Below are 16,160 nucleotides of genomic sequence, written 5' to 3'. Positions count from 1 at the left end.
TTTATTATAAAAAGTTGACAAAATCAAAATGAATTTTTATTAATTTTAAAAACTTAACTTTTCAATTAAAAAAAATGAAAAAAAGAATATCCTTTAAAATGTTTCTAAAACCGGGTTGTGAAAAAGAATATGAAAAAAGACACCATGAAATCTGGCCTGAGTTAAAAGAATTGCTCAAAGATTCAGGAGTCGCGGATTATACGATCTATTGGGATAAAGATACCAATACCTTATTTGCCCATCAGGTTATTTCGGAAGGTGCCGGATCTCAGGATTTGGGAGAGTCTGAAATTGTAAAAAAGTGGTGGAATTACATGGCGGATCTCATGGAAACCAATCCGGATCATTCTCCCGTAAGTATTCCTCTGCAGGAAGTTTTTCATTTAGAGTAAAGGTGCGGAAAGGAAAAAGTAAAAGGTAAAATGGTTCAATTGGCTGAAATCCAAAATTTAAATAAAAATTTTGTAAGCAGAATCATTCAACATGTAAACCATTCGCGATAATACTGACAAAACAAACTTCCAGCATCCTCCTTCCGACCTCTAGACTGACAGATCTATTTTCTTCCAAAAACAAATCTGTCATTTTCAGACAAATCTTTTATTAAAGCAGCTTCTGAAAAATCGTGATATAACGTTAATGTTTCCGTACCTAATTTCTGATTGATTTCCAAGAATAATAATCCGTTTTTATTCAGATGTTTTGCGGAATCTTCGGCAATTTTTCTATAAAAGATCAATGTGTCAGAAGTAGGAGAGAAGAGCGCCATTTTGGGCTCAAATTCCTTGACAGAATCAGCTATTTCATGTTCTTCCTCAATTCCGATATAAGGAGGATTTGAAATAATGATATCAAAGTTTTCATTCAAATCATAATTCAGATAATCCGCATGGATAAAATTAATTTCCAACTGATGAAATGATGCATTTCTTTTAGCGGTTTCCAATGCTTTTTCTGAAAAGTCGATAGAAGTTACTTCGGAGTTAGGGAAATATTTTTTTAAAACTAAAGGAATAACGCCGCTTCCTGTTCCGATATCAAGAATTTTAAGGGGAGAACTTGGCGGCTTCAGAGCTTTTATTTTCTGTATTGCCAATTCTAACAATTCCTCTGTTTCAGGACGCGGAATCAATACATGTTCATCCACAAAAAATTTCATTCCGTAAAATTCTGTTTCACCTAAAATTTGCAAATAAGGTTTCCCCGTTTGTAATTCAGCAATAATATGATGAAATTTTCCTTCATTTTCAGGAGATATTTCCAGATCGGCCATTTGTCGTAACTGAAAAGTAGTTAATGCCAATATATTTTCTGCAAAAATCTGAAAGATAAATGCACTTTCAGATTCTGTATAGATTTCGGAAAGCTGTTTTGAAAAGTAATTATGAAGTTCTGAAAATGTCATTATCTTGTAAAAACCAGTTTAGTGTCGGTAGATTTTGCCTCGTCAATTCTGTATCCTTCGTAGTTGAAGGCTTTTACATCGTCTAAAGTCTGAGCATTGCTCTCTGCACAGAATCTTACGACCAGGCCTCGGGCATGTTTTGTGTACACAACGATGGTTTTCAGTTTTCCTTCTCTTAATTCATAAAAATCAAAATCAATAACCGTGTGATTCAGTTTTTTACGATCGATTACTTTAAAATATTCATTACTTCCCAAGTTAAGAAGAATTTCATTTTTCTTCATGTCAGAATTCAGCTGTTCTGTAATTCTTTCTCTCCAGAATTCATATAAGTTTTTGTACTCATCGAACTCGAAAGGTCTTCCCATTTCAAGTCGGTAAAGCATTACTTTGTCGGACGGTTTCAGCAAACCGTATAATCCTGACAACATTCTGTAATTTTTTTGAAGGTAATCTACTGCATTTTGATCTAATGTTTTTGCATTCAAACCTCTGTAAACCTCTCCCGTAAAGGCAAATAGCGCAGGAGCTGACTCTTTTGCGGTAGGTTTGGATTTCCAGTTTTGATTTCTTTCCCAGTTTTCATCCGCCAGTTTTGGCGAAATTTCCATGAGCTCAGAAAGATATTTGGGCGATTTTTCTTTTAAATAAGATTGTATGAATTCTGCTTGCTCAATGAATTTAGGAGTTGTTGTTTTCAACAGGTCTGTTGAATTCTCGACATTCATTAATTTCGCAGGAGATGTTACTATTTTCATGAAAAAAATAAAAAATTTTAAAATAATTGAGTGGGAATGGTGAATGATCAATAGTGAATCCTTCATATCGTCGGTCATTCACTTGTCAATATTGATATTTGATTTAAATAATCCCTTTTCCTTGTCGAATAATTTCAGGCTCGCCCGAAGTAAGATCTACAATGGTGGAAGCCATATTGTCTCCATATCCTGAATCGATCACGATATCAACCAGATGATCGTATTTTTCAGCAATCAATTCGGGATCTGTAGAATATTCTAATACCTCATCGTCGTCTTTAATCGATGTTGATGCAATAGGATGACCTAATTTTTCAACAATAAGCTGAGGAATCGGATGTTCCGGAACACGGATACCAATTGTTTTATGGCCTTTATACGCTAAAGGTAAACTTTTATTGGCTTCCAGAATAAAGGTAAACGGACCGGGAAGATGACTTTTCAAAAACCTGAAAATAGAGGTGTCGATAGGTCTTGTAAAATCCGAAAGGTGACTCAAATCGTTACAAATAATAGAAAATTGAGCTTTTTCCAACTTGATTTTTTTGATCTGTGCCAGTTTTTCCATGGCTTTTATATCAAAAATGTTACACCCTAATGCATAAACTGTGTCTGACGGATAAATAATTAATCCACCATTATTTAAAGTTTTAATAACCTCATTGATAAGGTTTTCCTGTGGGTTGTCAGGATAAATTCTGAGTATTTTTGCCATATCACAAAGATACGAATATTAAAATAGTTTTCATAAAAGTCCTTTATTTAAAAGAAAAATTAGGATTTATAAAAAAAAGTCGTACTTTTGCAATCCAATAACGCGGGATGGAGCAGTAGGTAGCTCGTCGGGCTCATAACCCGAAGGTCATCGGTTCGAGTCCGGTTCCCGCTACTAAGTAAGTGCTTTCGGTAAGCACTCTAAAAATACACCGCGGGATGGAGCAGTAGGTAGCTCGTTGGGCTCATAACCCAAAGGTCATCGGTTCGAGTCCGGTTCCCGCTACTAAGTTAAGTGCTTTCGGTAAGCACTCTAAAAATACACCGCGGGATGGAGCAGTAGGTAGCTCGTCGGGCTCATAACCCGAAGGTCATCGGTTCGAGTCCGGTTCCCGCTACTAAGCAAGTGCTTTCGGTAAGCACTCTAAAAATACACCGCGGGATGGAGCAGTAGGTAGCTCGTCGGGCTCATAACCCGAAGGTCATCGGTTCGAGTCCGGTTCCCGCTACTACATTAAGAGAATCATAGTTATGGTTCTCTTTTTTATTGTTTAAAAGCTCAGGCTCACCGAAGGTGAGCCTGAGTCTATTTTAATTCTATTGGATTATTTCCTTTTTTATTAATGTTTCGTTGAATATCAGCTTTATCTTTTGCTTGAAATGTTATTCCTTGACTTTCTACATTATTCACATAATTATTTTTTAGATTGTCCCTCGTCGCAAAATATTCTTTCCTCGAAATTTCTTTATAATTATTAAAAGATTCATCATAGAAAATAGGATAGTCTTTATTCGCTTGAACTTCTATTAAAGAAAAGTTGTATTGATTTTTAGCATCATATAATTGTATAATCATTCCTGGTAATCCTTTAAATTTATAAGGACCTTCCGAGATTGGAATTTCGGTTGTATACCAAGCGATCCATTCTCTGCCACCATAAGTAAGAGTGGCTTTATTACAATTATAAGTATCAATCTTCTTTTTTTCTTTAGAAAGTTTCCAATCAAAAGATGCTTTTTCATTATATTTCAGTCCAAATGAATATACTTTTTCATAAAAAGCAATATCATTATTTTCTTTATAAATAGAATATCTGAAAGCACTTTTAGGTAGTTTCATAAGGTTTCCCGCAGCAACTGCCAATCCCTGACCACTAGCTGCCATCATTCTGATATTTTGATAACCAAATTTATAATTAGTACTGACAAAGCAGGATTTATTTCCTAAAATTTGCAAATCAAAATCTTCTTGTTTACTACTTTCCGTGTTCGTCGAATCTGAAAAATAAGTTAACCGATAAGTGAAAATTTTCATATTTTCACTTTTAAGATTTTGTGCTTTAAAAGATGTAAAGCTTAAAAAGAAAATTAAAAAAAAGAGTAATCGCATATCATTAATAATTATCCACAAACATTTGCATCATTTTCCCAAACAGCTATTAGTATTTCTGCTGTGCTGTATCCACATGCAAAACTTGGCCATCCACAAGATAAAGTATAAGAGATACAATTAAATTGCTTTTGAGCTTCTAATTGATTTTTTTCCGAGGTTTCACTTTGTTCTGTTTGTGTTTTTTTTGATTCGTCGACTATGTTATTTTCAACATTCCCTTTTGCACTAATTGTGCCTGCAACTGCAAAAGCAGCTAATAAAATCATTTTTTTCATAATTGATTAGTTTGTTAAATTTTCGATTTTGATTGCAATCGATTGTAATAATACAAAATATATTTTTATCACTGCTTCGGGATTATAATTAATTTATGATTTATTTTTTATGTTAAATAGCTAGTTAAAGTATACATATTAAATTATAGTTCAATTACTGGCTCAATTTATGCACGTCTTTTACCACACCAAAAATCAAAAAATATGTATAAGAAAATTCTTGCAGGATTAGGCGGCGCAATTGCCTTGAACCTTTTACACGAAACCATTAGAAAAAACTTCGACAATGTTCCTGAAGTTAATAAAGTAGGCGAGGAAGCTTTAAATAAAGCGCTTGACAAAGTAGATATGAAAATCACTGATAAAGATCAGTTGTATGCTGCGACGTTAGCGGGAGATATTGTCAGCAACGGAATTTATTACGCAACCACGGCGACAAGTAGTTTTAATATGGCTTCAGGAGTTGCTGCCGGTTTGGGAGCAGTATTATTGCCACAGAAAATGGGACTAGATGATGCGCCTGTCGCAGAAAATAATCAGAAAAAAGCGATGACGGTTGCCTATTATCTTTTTGGAGCCATTGTCACAAAATTAATTTACGATAAAATAAAATAGAAATACCTTATCAATATTAAAACTAAAAGCCACAGATTTGTGGCTTTTTTTATCTCTTTTTTAAGGCAGAAGCTTTATGAACAGCGGTTTTTCCTGTTTTCTCGCTCATTACTTCATATTGAGGTTCTGTTTTATATGCTCTTCTTTGTCGATTCATAAAGATAAAATCCTGTGTATGAATTTTTATAATGATTCCGTGAGTTTGTCCATATCTGAATTTCCATTGTACATGATCTCCCTTTTTCAGCATAATTATAGTCTTTTGTTAGGAATATTTAATTTTAATCAAAAACAAAGCCGTTGATTTTTCAAAAAAAATCCCGCTTTAGAAAAGCAGGATCCTATGTTGTATTTACTTAAATTATTGTGCTAATTGACTGAAAGGTGTCAGTTTATTACCATCCGCCATCGACTGATCCATAAATTCTACCTTTTGTTGCCCTTTCATTCTTCCTGCCGCATCGCTAGCGTTGAAGTAAGCTTCACTTAGCTTGGTAGAGATCTCAGTTGGCTTAAATTCAAACTTTGTATCGCCCTCTACTCCTAAATATCCGTTCTTTTTAGTAAGGTTGGTGATATAATTATTATAATTGATCATTGTTCCTCTGAACATATTATTATGGTATTCCATGCATTTTTTAGCCTTTTTGGATGAGTTGTTCAGGATGCAGTTTTTCATATTATTTCTGTACAAAAACCACTCAGATTCCATTACTCCGTATTCTCTTGCCAAAGCTGCTTTTCCGTTGACAACGATATTGTTATCACCTTCTTTCGTAGCAATCGTCTGCAAATGTTGAATAACCAGTGGAACCGTCTTTTCTATTTTAGATTTTGTTTCTCCCAAAATGCTCAGATCTGCAGCAGGAGACTTTTTTTGAGCCGTCGTAACGTTAAAAATAAGGAGTAATAGTACAATAAATAAATTATATCTTTTCATGAGAAATTTTTAAGGCACTAAAATAAATATATTTTCTCAGTTTAAACCAATACATTTTAATTTTATTTAATAAAAATTAACAATTCGATAACATTAATTGGCTGTTGTTATAAAAATGATGATTTCAAAGTCATGATTTGTGTAATTTATGCCTAAATAAATTGTTACTGAATAAAAATCTTCAGCTTAATCTAAAAAGTTAATATTTTAAATTTTATTTATTTTGAGTAGCAAGATATTGTTGAAATTGGTCATTCAGCACTTCACATTCATGCTGAAGAATTCCTGATTCTATTTCAGGTTTTTTACCCCATTTAGGAATCGTTTCCGTTTCCAGTATCTTGAATTCAGACGTTTGTCCTCCAACGAGAGGAACAGAAGCACCGAATATAATTTTTTTAATTTGATGATGCCTGATCAGGTAAGAACACATAATGCAGGGCTCATGAGTTGAGAAAAGTGTGGCTTGATTTAAAACGTCTCGGTAACCATTTGTCAAAGCATCTTTCACTGCTAAAATTTCTGCATGCTGCGTAATATCTCCGGATGATTTGCCGGATTCAACGCCTCTGCCGATAATTTTATCTTCAAAAACCAATAAAGAACCAACGGGCGGGTTTCCGTTTTCTAATGCCTGTTTGCCTAATTCAATACATTCAAGCATATAATTATTGTACTCATTCATTGTTACTGTTTTACAGATCATAAAGAAAATAGGTTGATATTAATTATTGACATTTCCTCTGTTGAAACCAATCGTATTTCTATAAATTTGAGGTGAAATATCGGTCTTGTTTTTAAAAAGCCTGCTGAAATAATATTCGTCATCATATCCCAGTTCATAGGCAATCTCTTTAATCGTCTTATCGGTAAGGTACAATTCTCTTTTCGCTTCAATAATAATCCGTTCGGTAATCAGGTCAGAAAGGGTTTTATTAAAATGATTCTTCGTAATTCTCGCCAGCGAAGCCGGAGTTTGATTCAAAAGATCGGCATAATCACTTGCCGAATGTTTTATCCTGAAATTATCTTCAATAGCGTTTTTAAGATTCTGAATAATAAACTGTTGCTTGATATTCGTTGATTGTGAGTCCTGAAGCGATTGTTGTTCAAGTTTTATCCTCGTTGCCGTTACGAGCAAAATTTTCAGATAAGAAACCAAGACTTCATCTTTTCGGAAACCGTCTGCTTTTAATTCACTTGCAATTCCGTTGATGAGATTCAAAATAGAACTTTTGCTGAATTCATTCAGGCAAATAAAAGGTTGCTGGTAAACATTATTAAACAAAATACCGTTTGATGCAATTTCCTTATGATGGCGATAAATGCAGAAAAAATCATGATGAAACTGTATAGAAATTCCCATAATTGGTTTTTGAGAACACAGCATAAATGGCTGATAAGGATAAAACGCAAACATTGTATTTTCCTGAAACTGATAATCGCAAAGATCAACGGTTGCAGTTCCTTCACCGGAAGTAATTAATATTAAAGTGAAATAATTATTACGCTGAATATGATCAAAATAGCTATTGTTATCAAACTCAAACAGTTTGAAAGCAAGATTTCCATTTTGTTGATTAATAAGCGTATATACAGATTGTGACAACATGATGCCTGCAATTTAATTAATATTTTTAAACTGTTCTTCATTAAAAACTGCCCTCCGAAAAATATGGAGAGCAGTTGAGAGCTTTGTTAGAAAATCAAAATATCGAAACCTTCATTTCTAAGGTTGAGCAAGCTTGGCAATCCCGGAGTTCCCGGCACTTCATTTTCGTTCAAAAGATCATAGCCGGAAACCTCTGTTCCGAAAACCGCTACACAACCTTTTGAAAGACCCTGAACATGATTTCTTACCTCGCTGTAAAGCCCGTTGATAGGATGGTCTGCCTTTTCAAGTTGCTCAGGCCATCTGATTCCCGTTCCCTGGAAAATGATTTTTACCTCTTCTCCTGCATGTTTAAACTCGTAGGCTGATGCCAACGCGTTGAACACTCTTCCCATTGCTTCTTCTGAACCCGATTTTGGATCAGAAAGGATAATAATTGCTGTCTTTTTCATAAAAAATTTATTTACACTGCAAAGATGTGGTAATAACAACCGCCAAAGAATGGATGATTTTTACTTTGTCATGGAGATTTTTTTTAGGAGCTTTTTCCCGCTATCCATTTTATCTTTTTTGTTACGGCTCCGCTTCGCTCCGCCGCAACAAAAAAGGATGCCATTTCTATCGGGGCTAGGGTTGTAGTTGGTAATTTAAATATTTGTTTATCAATAAAAAAAGAAGCGAACTTTATAAAAGTCCGCTTTAGTTTAGGATTAAAAAAAAATAGGTGATATCATGAGGGCACTGAAAAAGTAAACTTCATTAAAAAAAATAAGCAAAACTTTAAAAGTTTTGCTTATTTTTTTATCTTCAATGTAAATTTCAATAGCAAAGCAAATGTTAATACAGCAAGAAAAACTTCCGTTGAGTGCCTATTCCGGTTTGTATGATTTAATTGTACCGAAGGAAAACCTTCTTAGAAAAATTAATGAGCTGATTGATTTTTCTTTCATCTATGATGAGCTTTTGAGCAAATACTGCTTAAACAATGGTCGCAATGCTGAAAGTCCGGTACGGATGTTTAAATACCTGCTTTTAAAAAGTATTTATACAGTTTCTGATGTAGATGTGGTAGAGCGTTCCCGGTATGATATGTCCTTTAAATATTTCTTGGATATGACTCCGGAAGAAGATGTAATCAATCCCAGTTCCCTTACAAAATTCAGAAAACTGCGTTTGAAAGATAGTGATCTTTTAAGCTTGCTCATTGGTAAAACCGTGAGTATTGCGATTGAAAAAGGCATCATCAAATCCAGATCCATCATTGTAGATGCCACTCACACCTTGTCGATGAGCAATCCTTTTTCAACGATAGAAGTATTGCGGGAGCGCTCAAAACTGCTTCGCAAGACCGTTTATCAGTTTGATGAAGAATTTAAAACTAAAATGCCCTCAAAAAATATTGAAAATGATTTAAACAAAGAATTGGATTATTGCAGAGAACTCGAAAAACGCATTGAAAACGAAGCTTCTATCAGGGAGATTCCTGCTGTAAAGGAGAAGCTGAATCTTTTGAAGGAAACAGTGAGAGACACCGGGGAGCAGATGGTTTTTTCAAAAGATGCCGACGCTAAAACGGGTCACAAATCGGCTGACAGTTCTTTTTTCGGATACAAAACGCACTTGGCGATGAGCGAAGAGCGGATTATTACGGCGGCCGTGGTAACTTCGGGAGAAAAAGGCGACGGCCCGGAACTGCCAAAATTACTGCAGATGAGCCAGGACAACGGGATGGAGGTAGATGCCATCATTGGTGACGCTGCTTACAGCGGAAAAGAAAATCTGAAAATTGCGGGCGAACAAAATATTAAAATAGTAGCCAGACTTAATCCTTCCATCACCCAGGGTTTTCGAAAAGATGAAGACCGTTTTGATTACAATAAAGATGCCGACCGTTTTGTGTGTCCTGCAGGGCATTTGGCGATTCGCAAAGCTCGTGGCGGGAAGAAACACGTAGGCGGAAATCAAGTGGATACCTATTATTTTGATATTGAAAAATGCAAGGTTTGCCCATTAAAAGAAGGATGTTATAAAGAAGGAGCAAAATCTAAAACTTATTCGGTTTCCATAAAATCAGACTTACATAAGGAGCAAATGATTTTTCAGGAAAGCGATTATTACAAAGAAAAATCGAAACACCGCTATAAAATCGAAGCCAAAAACAGCGAGCTTAAAAACGTACACGGCTACGACAGGGCGATTGCAAATGGTATTGAAAATATGCAAATGCAGGGTGCAATGGCTATTTTCACTGTCAATTTGAAGAGAATCCTGAAATTAATATAGAGAAATCGATCTATACTCCGTCTTTTATAAACATCGCAGGCGTGGCGCAATATCAATCCCGTTAAACCTCAAAAATTTGATACTGAAAAAAAGAAAAAAAGCTTATTACGAAGGTTTAATTTTCGTAATAAACTCTTAATTCTAACTCCAAATCAATTGGTAATTCTATATGAACGGGGTTTTTCAGTGCCCTCGATATCATTTATGTTTTTTTTACCTTAAAAAACCACGAAGTGGTTTAATATGAATAGCGTCGGGTGAAACCCGATGAATATATATTCCATGATGATATAACCCTGAAAGGGTTAAACAATTTAAAAGAAATTTCAACGACAAATTGGTATAATTTATGATCCAAATTTCACGAAAGTTTGCCAACCCCGCATGGTTTCAATAAAACGTTCACTCAATCCACCCTCACGAAGATAATCTGCCGTTACAGGAAGATCCCGACTGTCATAAAAAGGGTTTGCCTTTACCTGAAGCGGAAAATCCCGTTGAAGAATTCCGGCTCTTGCGATCAGTACAAAATCACAACCTTCATCTAATAATTCTGCGGCGCGGTGAGCACTCATAATTTTTCCTGCAGCACCCAAACGCACGCCTTTACGGGGAAGTTCGGTAAAAACGCTGAGCATTGTTTTTCCCTGAAAAGTACCTTCTCGTACAAGCTGAGCAGAATCCCACAAAGCAAGATCCAGATAATCAATCAATTCTTTATCAAAAATTTCTGCGGTAATTTCGCGTAATTCTTCCAGACGAAGTCCATACCGTTCAATCGACAGTCGCCAGCCAATCTGAAAATCCGGACCACAGGCTTTTCGAATTCCTTCAATCACTTCAAGGGTGAATCGGGCACGGTTTTTAATACTGCCGCCATATTTATCGGTGCGATCATTAAGGTTTGGCGATAAAAATTCCGATAAGATCCAGCCAAAGGCACCATGAACAGAAACTCCGTTATATCCGGCTAACTGGGCTCTTTTGGCAGCTTCAATAAAACTGTCACGAATTCGTTCCACTTCTTCTGTCGTCAAAGCTTTTACATGAGAAACTGTTTTACCTGAAGCTGGAGAAACGATTCCTCCCAATGAAGGCACGGCGCGATGTCCCGCGTGATGAAGCTGTACGGCAGATAATGCACCTCCTTCCCGGATGGCGGTCGCCATTTTTGTTAATCCGGGTAAATGTTTATCGCTGTGAATACCCAATTGTCTTTCAAAAGCAATTCCTCCGGCTTCTACAGTTGCAGCTCCGGTTTGAATTAATCCGTAACCGCTTTCAGAGAGTTGTTCGATCCAATATTGGTCGTATTTGGAGGCGGAGCCGTCGTGCTCACTTTGCTGACTGGTTAATGGAGCCATCATAAAACGGTTTTTCATCGCCGGACCATGCAGGAGAGTGAGAGGTTTAAATAGATCAGAAACAGACATTATATTTCAATTTTTAAGATTTTACTGATATGAATTTTAATCTGTTGCAAAGGTGGGTTGATATAAACTCTCATAAAATGGAGGATTTCTAATATATGATGGATGATTTTTAAATAACCACCTGCGGTTTTATTATTTTTGTGGTAAAGAATCAATTTTCAACGATATAAATGAACCTTATTCTCCGAAATCATATTCAAAAAACAATACATCTTTCCGATCATGAATGGGAAAAAGTGAGTGCTTTTTTCGAGGAAGAACATTTTAATAAAAAAGATTTCATCATTCAGGAAAATGATAAGGTAGAGTCTATTTACTTTATTGTTTCAGGATTAATTAAGCTTTCTTGCAGTGATCAGGAAGGAAAGGAACATATTATTTCTTTTGCGATGGAAGATTGGTGGGAAACCGATTTTATGGCATTTTATACTCAAACAAAAGCGACCCAGACTTTGCAATGCCTTGAGGATACGGAAGTTTTAAAACTTTCTTATAACAATTATCATCAATTGTTAAAGAAAGTTCCTAGAATGACCGAATTTTTCCTTTCCAAAGCGGTCAATGGGCATATTTCAAACCAACGGAGAATTTTGTCTTTGATGACTTTGAGTGCTAAAGAACGATACGAGCAATTTCTAAAATATTATCCTTCTTTAGTTCAGAGAATTCCTAAAATTACTTTGGCGGCTTATTTTGGATTATCACGCGAAACACTAAGCCGACTTTTTAAAGAATCAAAATAATTGTGATGCAGATCACACAGAAAAGGAAGAGTGATGCTGAACTTTGTTGTTCTATTTAATTAAAAAATATTCAACATGGAAAAAACAATCATCAACCCTTGGAAATGGCAGGATGCGAGAAATTATGCACAGGCCGTAGAAGTAAAAAATGTTCAGAGTACGCTTTATATTTCGGGGCAAACTGCGATTAATGATGATGGAATTTCAAGCGATGCCGATATGAGAACTCAAATCACAGAAGCGCTGGAAAATTTGAAAAAAGTAATCATTCAGGCAGATTTTGAAGTTAAAAATATCGTTCGGCTGAATGTATACACCACGGAACACGAAGAACTGTTTAAAAATTTCGACGTCTTACAAAACTGGATTAAGAAACATGAAGTTCAGCAGGCAACTACCGTAATGGAAGTAAAAATGTTATTTGAAACGCTAAAAGTAGAGTTTGAAGCTACGGTGGTGAAGTAAATTCTGTTTGTATTATCTTTGAGACTCAATCGAATGTAAAGTAAAATGAAGACCGAAAATTTATTAAAACAGATTGATTTCATCAAAGAGATCGACAAATTAAAGTATATTCAGCGCAGAACAAAATTATTCAACAGCGATAGAAATGAAAATGATGCGGAACATAGCTGGCATCTGGCGATGATGACTTTGGTTCTGGCGGAACATTCAGATCAGCCGATCGATGTTTTAAAAGTGGTAAAAATGGTTTTAATTCATGATTTGGTAGAAATCGATGCCGGCGATACTTTTATATATGATACCACAAAAAATCATACCAATACCGAAGAAGAACTTCTGGCTGCCAAAAGAATTTTTGGATTATTGCCAGAGGCTCAGGCTAAAGAATTCTTAGCGGTTTGGGAGGAATTTGAAGAAGGTATTACCAATGAAGCGAAATTCGCCCGTACGATGGATAGATTCGAACCTTTACTTCAAAATACCAGCAATAATGGCGGAACCTGGAAAGAGTTCGATGTGGAATATCAAACGGTGTACAACAAGAAAAAAGCGATTGCCAACGGTTCTTCGTCGATTTGGAATTATGCTGAAAATTTATTGAACGAAAGTGCAGAAAAAGGTATTCTTAGAAAAGAGTAAGGCTTGTTAGGTTGGATGTTGGATGTTGGATGTTGGATGTTGGATGCTGGAAGATGGAGGTCATGTAAGTTCATAAAGATCAAAATCTTTCTTTTTTTTTAATTTTTATCATCAAATCAAAATGAAGGACTTAGTAATCTTCTCGCTTTCAACTTCCAGTCTTATTTCAATTTCCTCATTTAGCCTACAAACCTCTGCGATTTGCCTACAAAAATCCTTCTGAAGCTTGCTAATTTTGCTTAGTAAAAATAAAATTTAATAGTATGACACAGCAAAATAGAGTATGGTTTATTACGGGAGCTTCCCGTGGTTTCGGAAGAATTTGGACGGAAGCAGCTTTGGAACGTGGTGATAAAGTCGTTGCTACAGCAAGAAAGGTTGAAAGTATTTCTGATTTTAATGAAAAATATGGAGATCAGGTGTTGACGTTAGCATTAGACGTTACAAAACCGGAGCAGGTAAGAGAAGCCGTAAAACAAGCGCATGAGCATTTTGGAAAATTAGATATTGTTCTGAACAACGCGGGATATTCGTTGGTTGGAACTATTGAAGAAGCCAGTGCAGACGAAATCCGTGATTTGTATGAAACGAATATTATGGGTCCGGTAAGTGTCATTCAGGCTGCATTGCCGATTTTAAGAGCACAGGGTTACGGACATATCTTAGGAACTTCAAGCAATATCGGGCATTTCACATTGCCGGTGATCGGATATTACAGTTCTTCGAAATGGGCATTTGAAGCTATCCACGAAAGTCTTGCCGAAGAAGTGAAACAGTTCGGAATTAAAGTCACAATCATAGAGCCCGGAGCGTATGCTACAGAATTTAGAAGTCAGGAATCATTGAAGTTTTCAGGAAATATTGAAGCTTACGATGATTTTAAAGCTGAATTTATCAAAAGCCTATCAACTTTCGAGCAAGGAGATCCAAAAGCAACGCCGCAAGCTCTTTTCAAAATGATCGATTCTGAAAATCCGCCATTACGTTTTAACTTGGGAAGCAATAATCTTCCGTTGATAAAAGGTATTTATGCAGACCGAATTGCGCTTTGGGAAGAATGGGATGAGATTTCCAGATCGGCTCAGGGATAAACGAAACAAATTGAAACAAAACCGGTTATTTTTATAATCGGTTTTTCCTATCTTTATATAAGAATTATGAAAAAAGACGATCATACACTCACCAAATTTAAGTCACTTACCGAGGCACATCTTTTCTTTGATTTGCCCAAACCCAAGCATCCGTTGATCAGTCTGATCAATGAAACGCATAATTTTTTGCCACCTGAGAAAATAGCTCATCGTCATGTTTTAGGTTTTTATAAAATTTCGTATAAACCAAGATTAGGCGGAAAAGTAGAGTATGGGCAGGATTATTACGACTTTGATCAGGGCGGTTTGTTATTCGCGGCACCGGGACAGATTATGGGCGGCACCGGCTCTGGAGATACGGCCTGTTCTCAATATTCGCTGCTGATTCATCCTGATTTCTTTCTGAGCTATCCTTTGGCTAAAAAAATCAAACAGTATGGTTTTTTCTCTTATTCAATTAAAGAAACTCTGCATCTTTCGGAGGATGAAAAGAAAACAATTCTCTCTATTTTCAGTTTTATTGAATCTGAATTAAATGCCAGAATAGACGATTTCAGTCATGATGTGATGATTTCTCAGATTGAATTATTGCTTAATTATGCCAATCGTTTTTATAAACGCCAGTTTATTACCCGAAAAGCAACAAGCAGTGATCTGTTGCAAAAGTTTGAAATATTGTTGGATGCTTATTTTGAAGATGAAACATCATTAACTAAAGGAATTCCAACGGTAAGTTATCTCGCAGAAAATCTGAATCTTTCTCCGAGTTATTTAAGCGATATGTTGCGTTCATTAACGGGACAAAGTACTCAACAGCATATTCATGAACGACTGATTAATAAAGCAAAAGAAATGCTTTCCACGACGCGTTTATCTGTTGGGGAAGTGGCTTATGCATTAGGTTTTGAACATTCACAATCGTTCAGTAATTTGTTCAAAACAAAAACCAACCTTTCTCCTTTGGAATTCAGAAAATCTTTTAATTGATTTGGGATTCAAAGTTTAAAATTTAATGTTTAAAGTCTTCTATTAAAAAATATCTGCATAATCAGCAAAATCAGCGAGAATAAAATCAACATAAAATTCTCTTATCATTTTTCAAACCCTCTTATAAGCAAAGCGGCTCTGTGAAACTCAAAACAATCAGTAATTCAAAAACTTGGAGAACTTTGTGTTCAAAATTCGAAGTTTCAATTTTTCGGTTTTCTCCTGGAATAATCACCAATTTTCCTATCAATTAAAAAATTAACATATTTTAATAAAATTTATTTAATTGATTTTCAGTAATTTAAACACTGTGTTTCTTTATCACTAAAAAAATAGTTGTTTGAATAGATTTTATTTCTACATTTGTATAACTATTTTCTTAGTGATATGAGATTTAATGATAATTTTATATCAATTTAATGATTAAATAAACGGGATATGAAAATTCAGACTTTAACAAAAGCAGAAGAACAGGTGATGCAGTATTTATGGAAATTGGAGAAAGGATTTCTCAAAGATATTCTTGATCTTTTTCCTGAGCCAAAACCGCACACCAATACGGTTTCTACCATTTTAAAAGTATTGAAAGACAAAGAGTTTGTAGATTACAGTGTCTATGGTAGACAGCACGAATATTTTCCGATGATTACTCAAGAACAATATTCGGGAAAGACAATGAAAAGTCTTGTGAAAAACTATTTTAAAGGTTCTTACAAAAGTGCCGTCTCTTTCCTTGTTGAGAAGAACGAAATGACGGTAGAAGATCTTGAAATGCTTCTAAACGAACTCAAAGAAAAAAACTAAACC

The 16,160-nt window shown here is 35.4% G+C and carries 20 protein-coding genes and 4 tRNA genes; 13 read left to right on the top strand and 11 right to left on the bottom strand.

What is annotated here, in order from left to right; translation table 11 throughout:
- Nucleotides 1-74: 74 nt before the first annotated feature.
- Complete coding sequence (gene rhaM / locus VUJ46_RS04805; protein WP_326983863.1) at nucleotides 75-392, top strand: L-rhamnose mutarotase; 318 nt, start codon at nucleotides 75-77, stop codon at nucleotides 390-392.
- 164 nt (nucleotides 393-556) lie between these two features.
- On the opposite strand, the gene prmC is transcribed toward rhaM, so the two are convergent.
- From prmC to VUJ46_RS04790, 3 genes are all read right to left on the bottom strand, one after another.
- Complete coding sequence (gene prmC / locus VUJ46_RS04800; RefSeq protein WP_326983862.1) at nucleotides 557-1,405, bottom strand: peptide chain release factor N(5)-glutamine methyltransferase; 849 nt, start codon at nucleotides 1,403-1,405, stop codon at nucleotides 557-559.
- Entirely contained in the window at nucleotides 1,405-2,163 is a 759-nt protein-coding gene (gene yaaA, locus VUJ46_RS04795) for a peroxide stress protein YaaA (RefSeq protein ID WP_326983861.1), read from the bottom strand. Before yaaA ends, prmC begins: the two co-directional genes overlap by 1 nt.
- Before the next feature lie 103 nt (nucleotides 2,164-2,266).
- Nucleotides 2,267-2,878, bottom strand: a complete 612-nt coding sequence (locus VUJ46_RS04790) for an L-threonylcarbamoyladenylate synthase (protein WP_326983860.1) — start codon at nucleotides 2,876-2,878, stop codon at nucleotides 2,267-2,269.
- Between the two features lie 101 nt (nucleotides 2,879-2,979).
- Here VUJ46_RS04790 and VUJ46_RS04785 point away from each other — a divergent pair.
- The 4 genes from VUJ46_RS04785 (at nucleotide 2,980) to VUJ46_RS04770 (ending at nucleotide 3,386) form a co-directional block, all read left to right on the top strand.
- Nucleotides 2,980-3,052: transfer RNA gene (locus tag VUJ46_RS04785), tRNA-Met, on the top strand.
- Nucleotides 3,053-3,090: 38 nt separating this feature from the next.
- Nucleotides 3,091-3,163 (top strand) — tRNA-Met (locus tag VUJ46_RS04780).
- Nucleotides 3,164-3,202: 39 nt separating this feature from the next.
- Nucleotides 3,203-3,275, top strand: a tRNA-Met gene (locus VUJ46_RS04775).
- A 38-nt stretch (nucleotides 3,276-3,313) separates the two neighbouring features.
- Nucleotides 3,314-3,386, top strand: a tRNA-Met gene (locus VUJ46_RS04770).
- Between the two features lie 77 nt (nucleotides 3,387-3,463).
- Here VUJ46_RS04770 and VUJ46_RS04765 read toward each other — a convergent pair.
- Both VUJ46_RS04765 and VUJ46_RS04760 read right to left on the bottom strand, forming a co-directional pair.
- A complete protein-coding gene (locus VUJ46_RS04765) occupies nucleotides 3,464-4,267 on the bottom strand; it encodes a GLPGLI family protein (RefSeq protein ID WP_326983859.1) in 804 nt (267 codons plus the stop codon).
- An 11-nt stretch (nucleotides 4,268-4,278) separates the two neighbouring features.
- A complete protein-coding gene (locus VUJ46_RS04760; protein WP_326983858.1) occupies nucleotides 4,279-4,545 on the bottom strand; it encodes a hypothetical protein in 267 nt (88 codons plus the stop codon).
- 204 nt (nucleotides 4,546-4,749) lie between these two features.
- Between VUJ46_RS04760 and VUJ46_RS04755 the strand changes: the two genes are divergently transcribed.
- Nucleotides 4,750-5,160, top strand: a complete 411-nt coding sequence (locus tag VUJ46_RS04755) for a hypothetical protein (protein WP_326983857.1) — start codon at nucleotides 4,750-4,752, stop codon at nucleotides 5,158-5,160.
- A gap of 49 nt (nucleotides 5,161-5,209) precedes the next feature.
- Here the strand turns inward: VUJ46_RS04755 and VUJ46_RS04750 are convergent, their stop codons facing one another.
- The 5 genes from VUJ46_RS04750 to VUJ46_RS04730 form a co-directional block, all read right to left on the bottom strand.
- Nucleotides 5,210-5,410 carry a DUF2945 domain-containing protein gene (locus VUJ46_RS04750; protein ID WP_326983856.1) on the bottom strand — a complete coding sequence of 67 codons (201 nt, stop codon included), beginning with the start codon at nucleotides 5,408-5,410 and terminating at the stop codon, nucleotides 5,210-5,212.
- 111 nt (nucleotides 5,411-5,521) lie between these two features.
- Nucleotides 5,522-6,100, bottom strand: coding sequence for a hypothetical protein (locus VUJ46_RS04745; protein ID WP_326983855.1), 579 nt, complete (start codon nucleotides 6,098-6,100; stop codon nucleotides 5,522-5,524).
- A gap of 214 nt (nucleotides 6,101-6,314) precedes the next feature.
- The gene (locus VUJ46_RS04740; protein WP_326983854.1) at nucleotides 6,315-6,785 is read right to left on the bottom strand and encodes a nucleoside deaminase; all 471 of its coding nucleotides are present in this window, start codon (nucleotides 6,783-6,785) and stop codon (nucleotides 6,315-6,317) included.
- Nucleotides 6,786-6,824: 39 nt separating this feature from the next.
- The gene (locus tag VUJ46_RS04735; protein ID WP_326983853.1) at nucleotides 6,825-7,712 is read right to left on the bottom strand and encodes a helix-turn-helix domain-containing protein; all 888 of its coding nucleotides are present in this window, start codon (nucleotides 7,710-7,712) and stop codon (nucleotides 6,825-6,827) included.
- Between the two features lie 86 nt (nucleotides 7,713-7,798).
- The gene (locus tag VUJ46_RS04730) at nucleotides 7,799-8,164 is read right to left on the bottom strand and encodes a DsrE family protein (RefSeq protein WP_326983852.1); all 366 of its coding nucleotides are present in this window, start codon (nucleotides 8,162-8,164) and stop codon (nucleotides 7,799-7,801) included.
- Nucleotides 8,165-8,546: 382 nt separating this feature from the next.
- Between VUJ46_RS04730 and VUJ46_RS04725 the strand changes: the two genes are divergently transcribed.
- Nucleotides 8,547-9,995, top strand: coding sequence for an IS1182 family transposase (locus VUJ46_RS04725; protein WP_326980898.1), 1,449 nt, complete (start codon nucleotides 8,547-8,549; stop codon nucleotides 9,993-9,995).
- Nucleotides 9,996-10,342: 347 nt separating this feature from the next.
- Here VUJ46_RS04725 and VUJ46_RS04720 read toward each other — a convergent pair whose 3' ends face one another.
- Nucleotides 10,343-11,428: an NADH:flavin oxidoreductase gene (locus tag VUJ46_RS04720; protein ID WP_326983851.1), complete on the bottom strand. Its 1,086-nt coding sequence runs from the start codon at nucleotides 11,426-11,428 to the stop codon at nucleotides 10,343-10,345.
- A gap of 170 nt (nucleotides 11,429-11,598) precedes the next feature.
- Here VUJ46_RS04720 and VUJ46_RS04715 point away from each other — a divergent pair, with 170 nt between their 5' ends.
- The 6 genes from VUJ46_RS04715 to VUJ46_RS04690 all read left to right on the top strand — a co-directional run bounded on the left by VUJ46_RS04715 (nucleotide 11,599) and on the right by VUJ46_RS04690 (nucleotide 16,157).
- Entirely contained in the window at nucleotides 11,599-12,171 is a 573-nt protein-coding gene (locus tag VUJ46_RS04715) for a Crp/Fnr family transcriptional regulator (RefSeq protein ID WP_326983850.1), read from the top strand.
- Between the two features lie 75 nt (nucleotides 12,172-12,246).
- The gene (locus VUJ46_RS04710) at nucleotides 12,247-12,636 is read left to right on the top strand and encodes a RidA family protein (RefSeq protein ID WP_326983849.1); all 390 of its coding nucleotides are present in this window, start codon (nucleotides 12,247-12,249) and stop codon (nucleotides 12,634-12,636) included.
- A 45-nt stretch (nucleotides 12,637-12,681) separates the two neighbouring features.
- A complete protein-coding gene (locus tag VUJ46_RS04705; protein ID WP_326983848.1) occupies nucleotides 12,682-13,275 on the top strand; it encodes an HD domain-containing protein in 594 nt (197 codons plus the stop codon).
- 263 nt (nucleotides 13,276-13,538) lie between these two features.
- Nucleotides 13,539-14,366: an SDR family NAD(P)-dependent oxidoreductase gene (locus tag VUJ46_RS04700; RefSeq protein ID WP_326983847.1), complete on the top strand. Its 828-nt coding sequence runs from the start codon at nucleotides 13,539-13,541 to the stop codon at nucleotides 14,364-14,366.
- A gap of 66 nt (nucleotides 14,367-14,432) precedes the next feature.
- The gene (locus tag VUJ46_RS04695) at nucleotides 14,433-15,353 is read left to right on the top strand and encodes a helix-turn-helix domain-containing protein (protein WP_326983846.1); all 921 of its coding nucleotides are present in this window, start codon (nucleotides 14,433-14,435) and stop codon (nucleotides 15,351-15,353) included.
- A gap of 438 nt (nucleotides 15,354-15,791) precedes the next feature.
- Nucleotides 15,792-16,157, top strand: a complete 366-nt coding sequence (locus tag VUJ46_RS04690) for a BlaI/MecI/CopY family transcriptional regulator (protein WP_326983845.1) — start codon at nucleotides 15,792-15,794, stop codon at nucleotides 16,155-16,157.
- The last annotated feature ends 3 nt before the right edge of the window (nucleotides 16,158-16,160 follow it).

It is taken from the genome of Chryseobacterium sp. MYb264, from assembly GCF_035974275.1.
Classification (GTDB): domain Bacteria; phylum Bacteroidota; class Bacteroidia; order Flavobacteriales; family Weeksellaceae; genus Chryseobacterium.
Note: the sequence above shows the minus strand (reverse complement) of the source record. Positions and strands in the feature narration are given on the sequence as shown.

Coding starts and splice junctions, on each gene's coding strand:
- rhaM (WP_326983863.1), top strand. CDS start 75: ATGAAAAAAAGAATATCCTTTAAAATGTTTCTAAAACCGGGTTGTGAA.
- prmC (WP_326983862.1), bottom strand. CDS start 1,405: ATGACATTTTCAGAACTTCATAATTACTTTTCAAAACAGCTTTCCGAA.
- yaaA (WP_326983861.1), bottom strand. CDS start 2,163: ATGAAAATAGTAACATCTCCTGCGAAATTAATGAATGTCGAGAATTCA.
- VUJ46_RS04790 (WP_326983860.1), bottom strand. CDS start 2,878: ATGGCAAAAATACTCAGAATTTATCCTGACAACCCACAGGAAAACCTT.
- VUJ46_RS04765 (WP_326983859.1), bottom strand. CDS start 4,267: ATGCGATTACTCTTTTTTTTAATTTTCTTTTTAAGCTTTACATCTTTT.
- VUJ46_RS04760 (WP_326983858.1), bottom strand. CDS start 4,545: ATGAAAAAAATGATTTTATTAGCTGCTTTTGCAGTTGCAGGCACAATT.
- VUJ46_RS04755 (WP_326983857.1), top strand. CDS start 4,750: ATGTATAAGAAAATTCTTGCAGGATTAGGCGGCGCAATTGCCTTGAAC.
- VUJ46_RS04750 (WP_326983856.1), bottom strand. CDS start 5,410: ATGCTGAAAAAGGGAGATCATGTACAATGGAAATTCAGATATGGACAA.
- VUJ46_RS04745 (WP_326983855.1), bottom strand. CDS start 6,100: ATGAAAAGATATAATTTATTTATTGTACTATTACTCCTTATTTTTAAC.
- VUJ46_RS04740 (WP_326983854.1), bottom strand. CDS start 6,785: ATGAATGAGTACAATAATTATATGCTTGAATGTATTGAATTAGGCAAA.
- VUJ46_RS04735 (WP_326983853.1), bottom strand. CDS start 7,712: ATGTTGTCACAATCTGTATATACGCTTATTAATCAACAAAATGGAAAT.
- VUJ46_RS04730 (WP_326983852.1), bottom strand. CDS start 8,164: ATGAAAAAGACAGCAATTATTATCCTTTCTGATCCAAAATCGGGTTCA.
- VUJ46_RS04725 (WP_326980898.1), top strand. CDS start 8,547: ATGTTAATACAGCAAGAAAAACTTCCGTTGAGTGCCTATTCCGGTTTG.
- VUJ46_RS04720 (WP_326983851.1), bottom strand. CDS start 11,428: ATGTCTGTTTCTGATCTATTTAAACCTCTCACTCTCCTGCATGGTCCG.
- VUJ46_RS04715 (WP_326983850.1), top strand. CDS start 11,599: ATGAACCTTATTCTCCGAAATCATATTCAAAAAACAATACATCTTTCC.
- VUJ46_RS04710 (WP_326983849.1), top strand. CDS start 12,247: ATGGAAAAAACAATCATCAACCCTTGGAAATGGCAGGATGCGAGAAAT.
- VUJ46_RS04705 (WP_326983848.1), top strand. CDS start 12,682: ATGAAGACCGAAAATTTATTAAAACAGATTGATTTCATCAAAGAGATC.
- VUJ46_RS04700 (WP_326983847.1), top strand. CDS start 13,539: ATGACACAGCAAAATAGAGTATGGTTTATTACGGGAGCTTCCCGTGGT.
- VUJ46_RS04695 (WP_326983846.1), top strand. CDS start 14,433: ATGAAAAAAGACGATCATACACTCACCAAATTTAAGTCACTTACCGAG.
- VUJ46_RS04690 (WP_326983845.1), top strand. CDS start 15,792: ATGAAAATTCAGACTTTAACAAAAGCAGAAGAACAGGTGATGCAGTAT.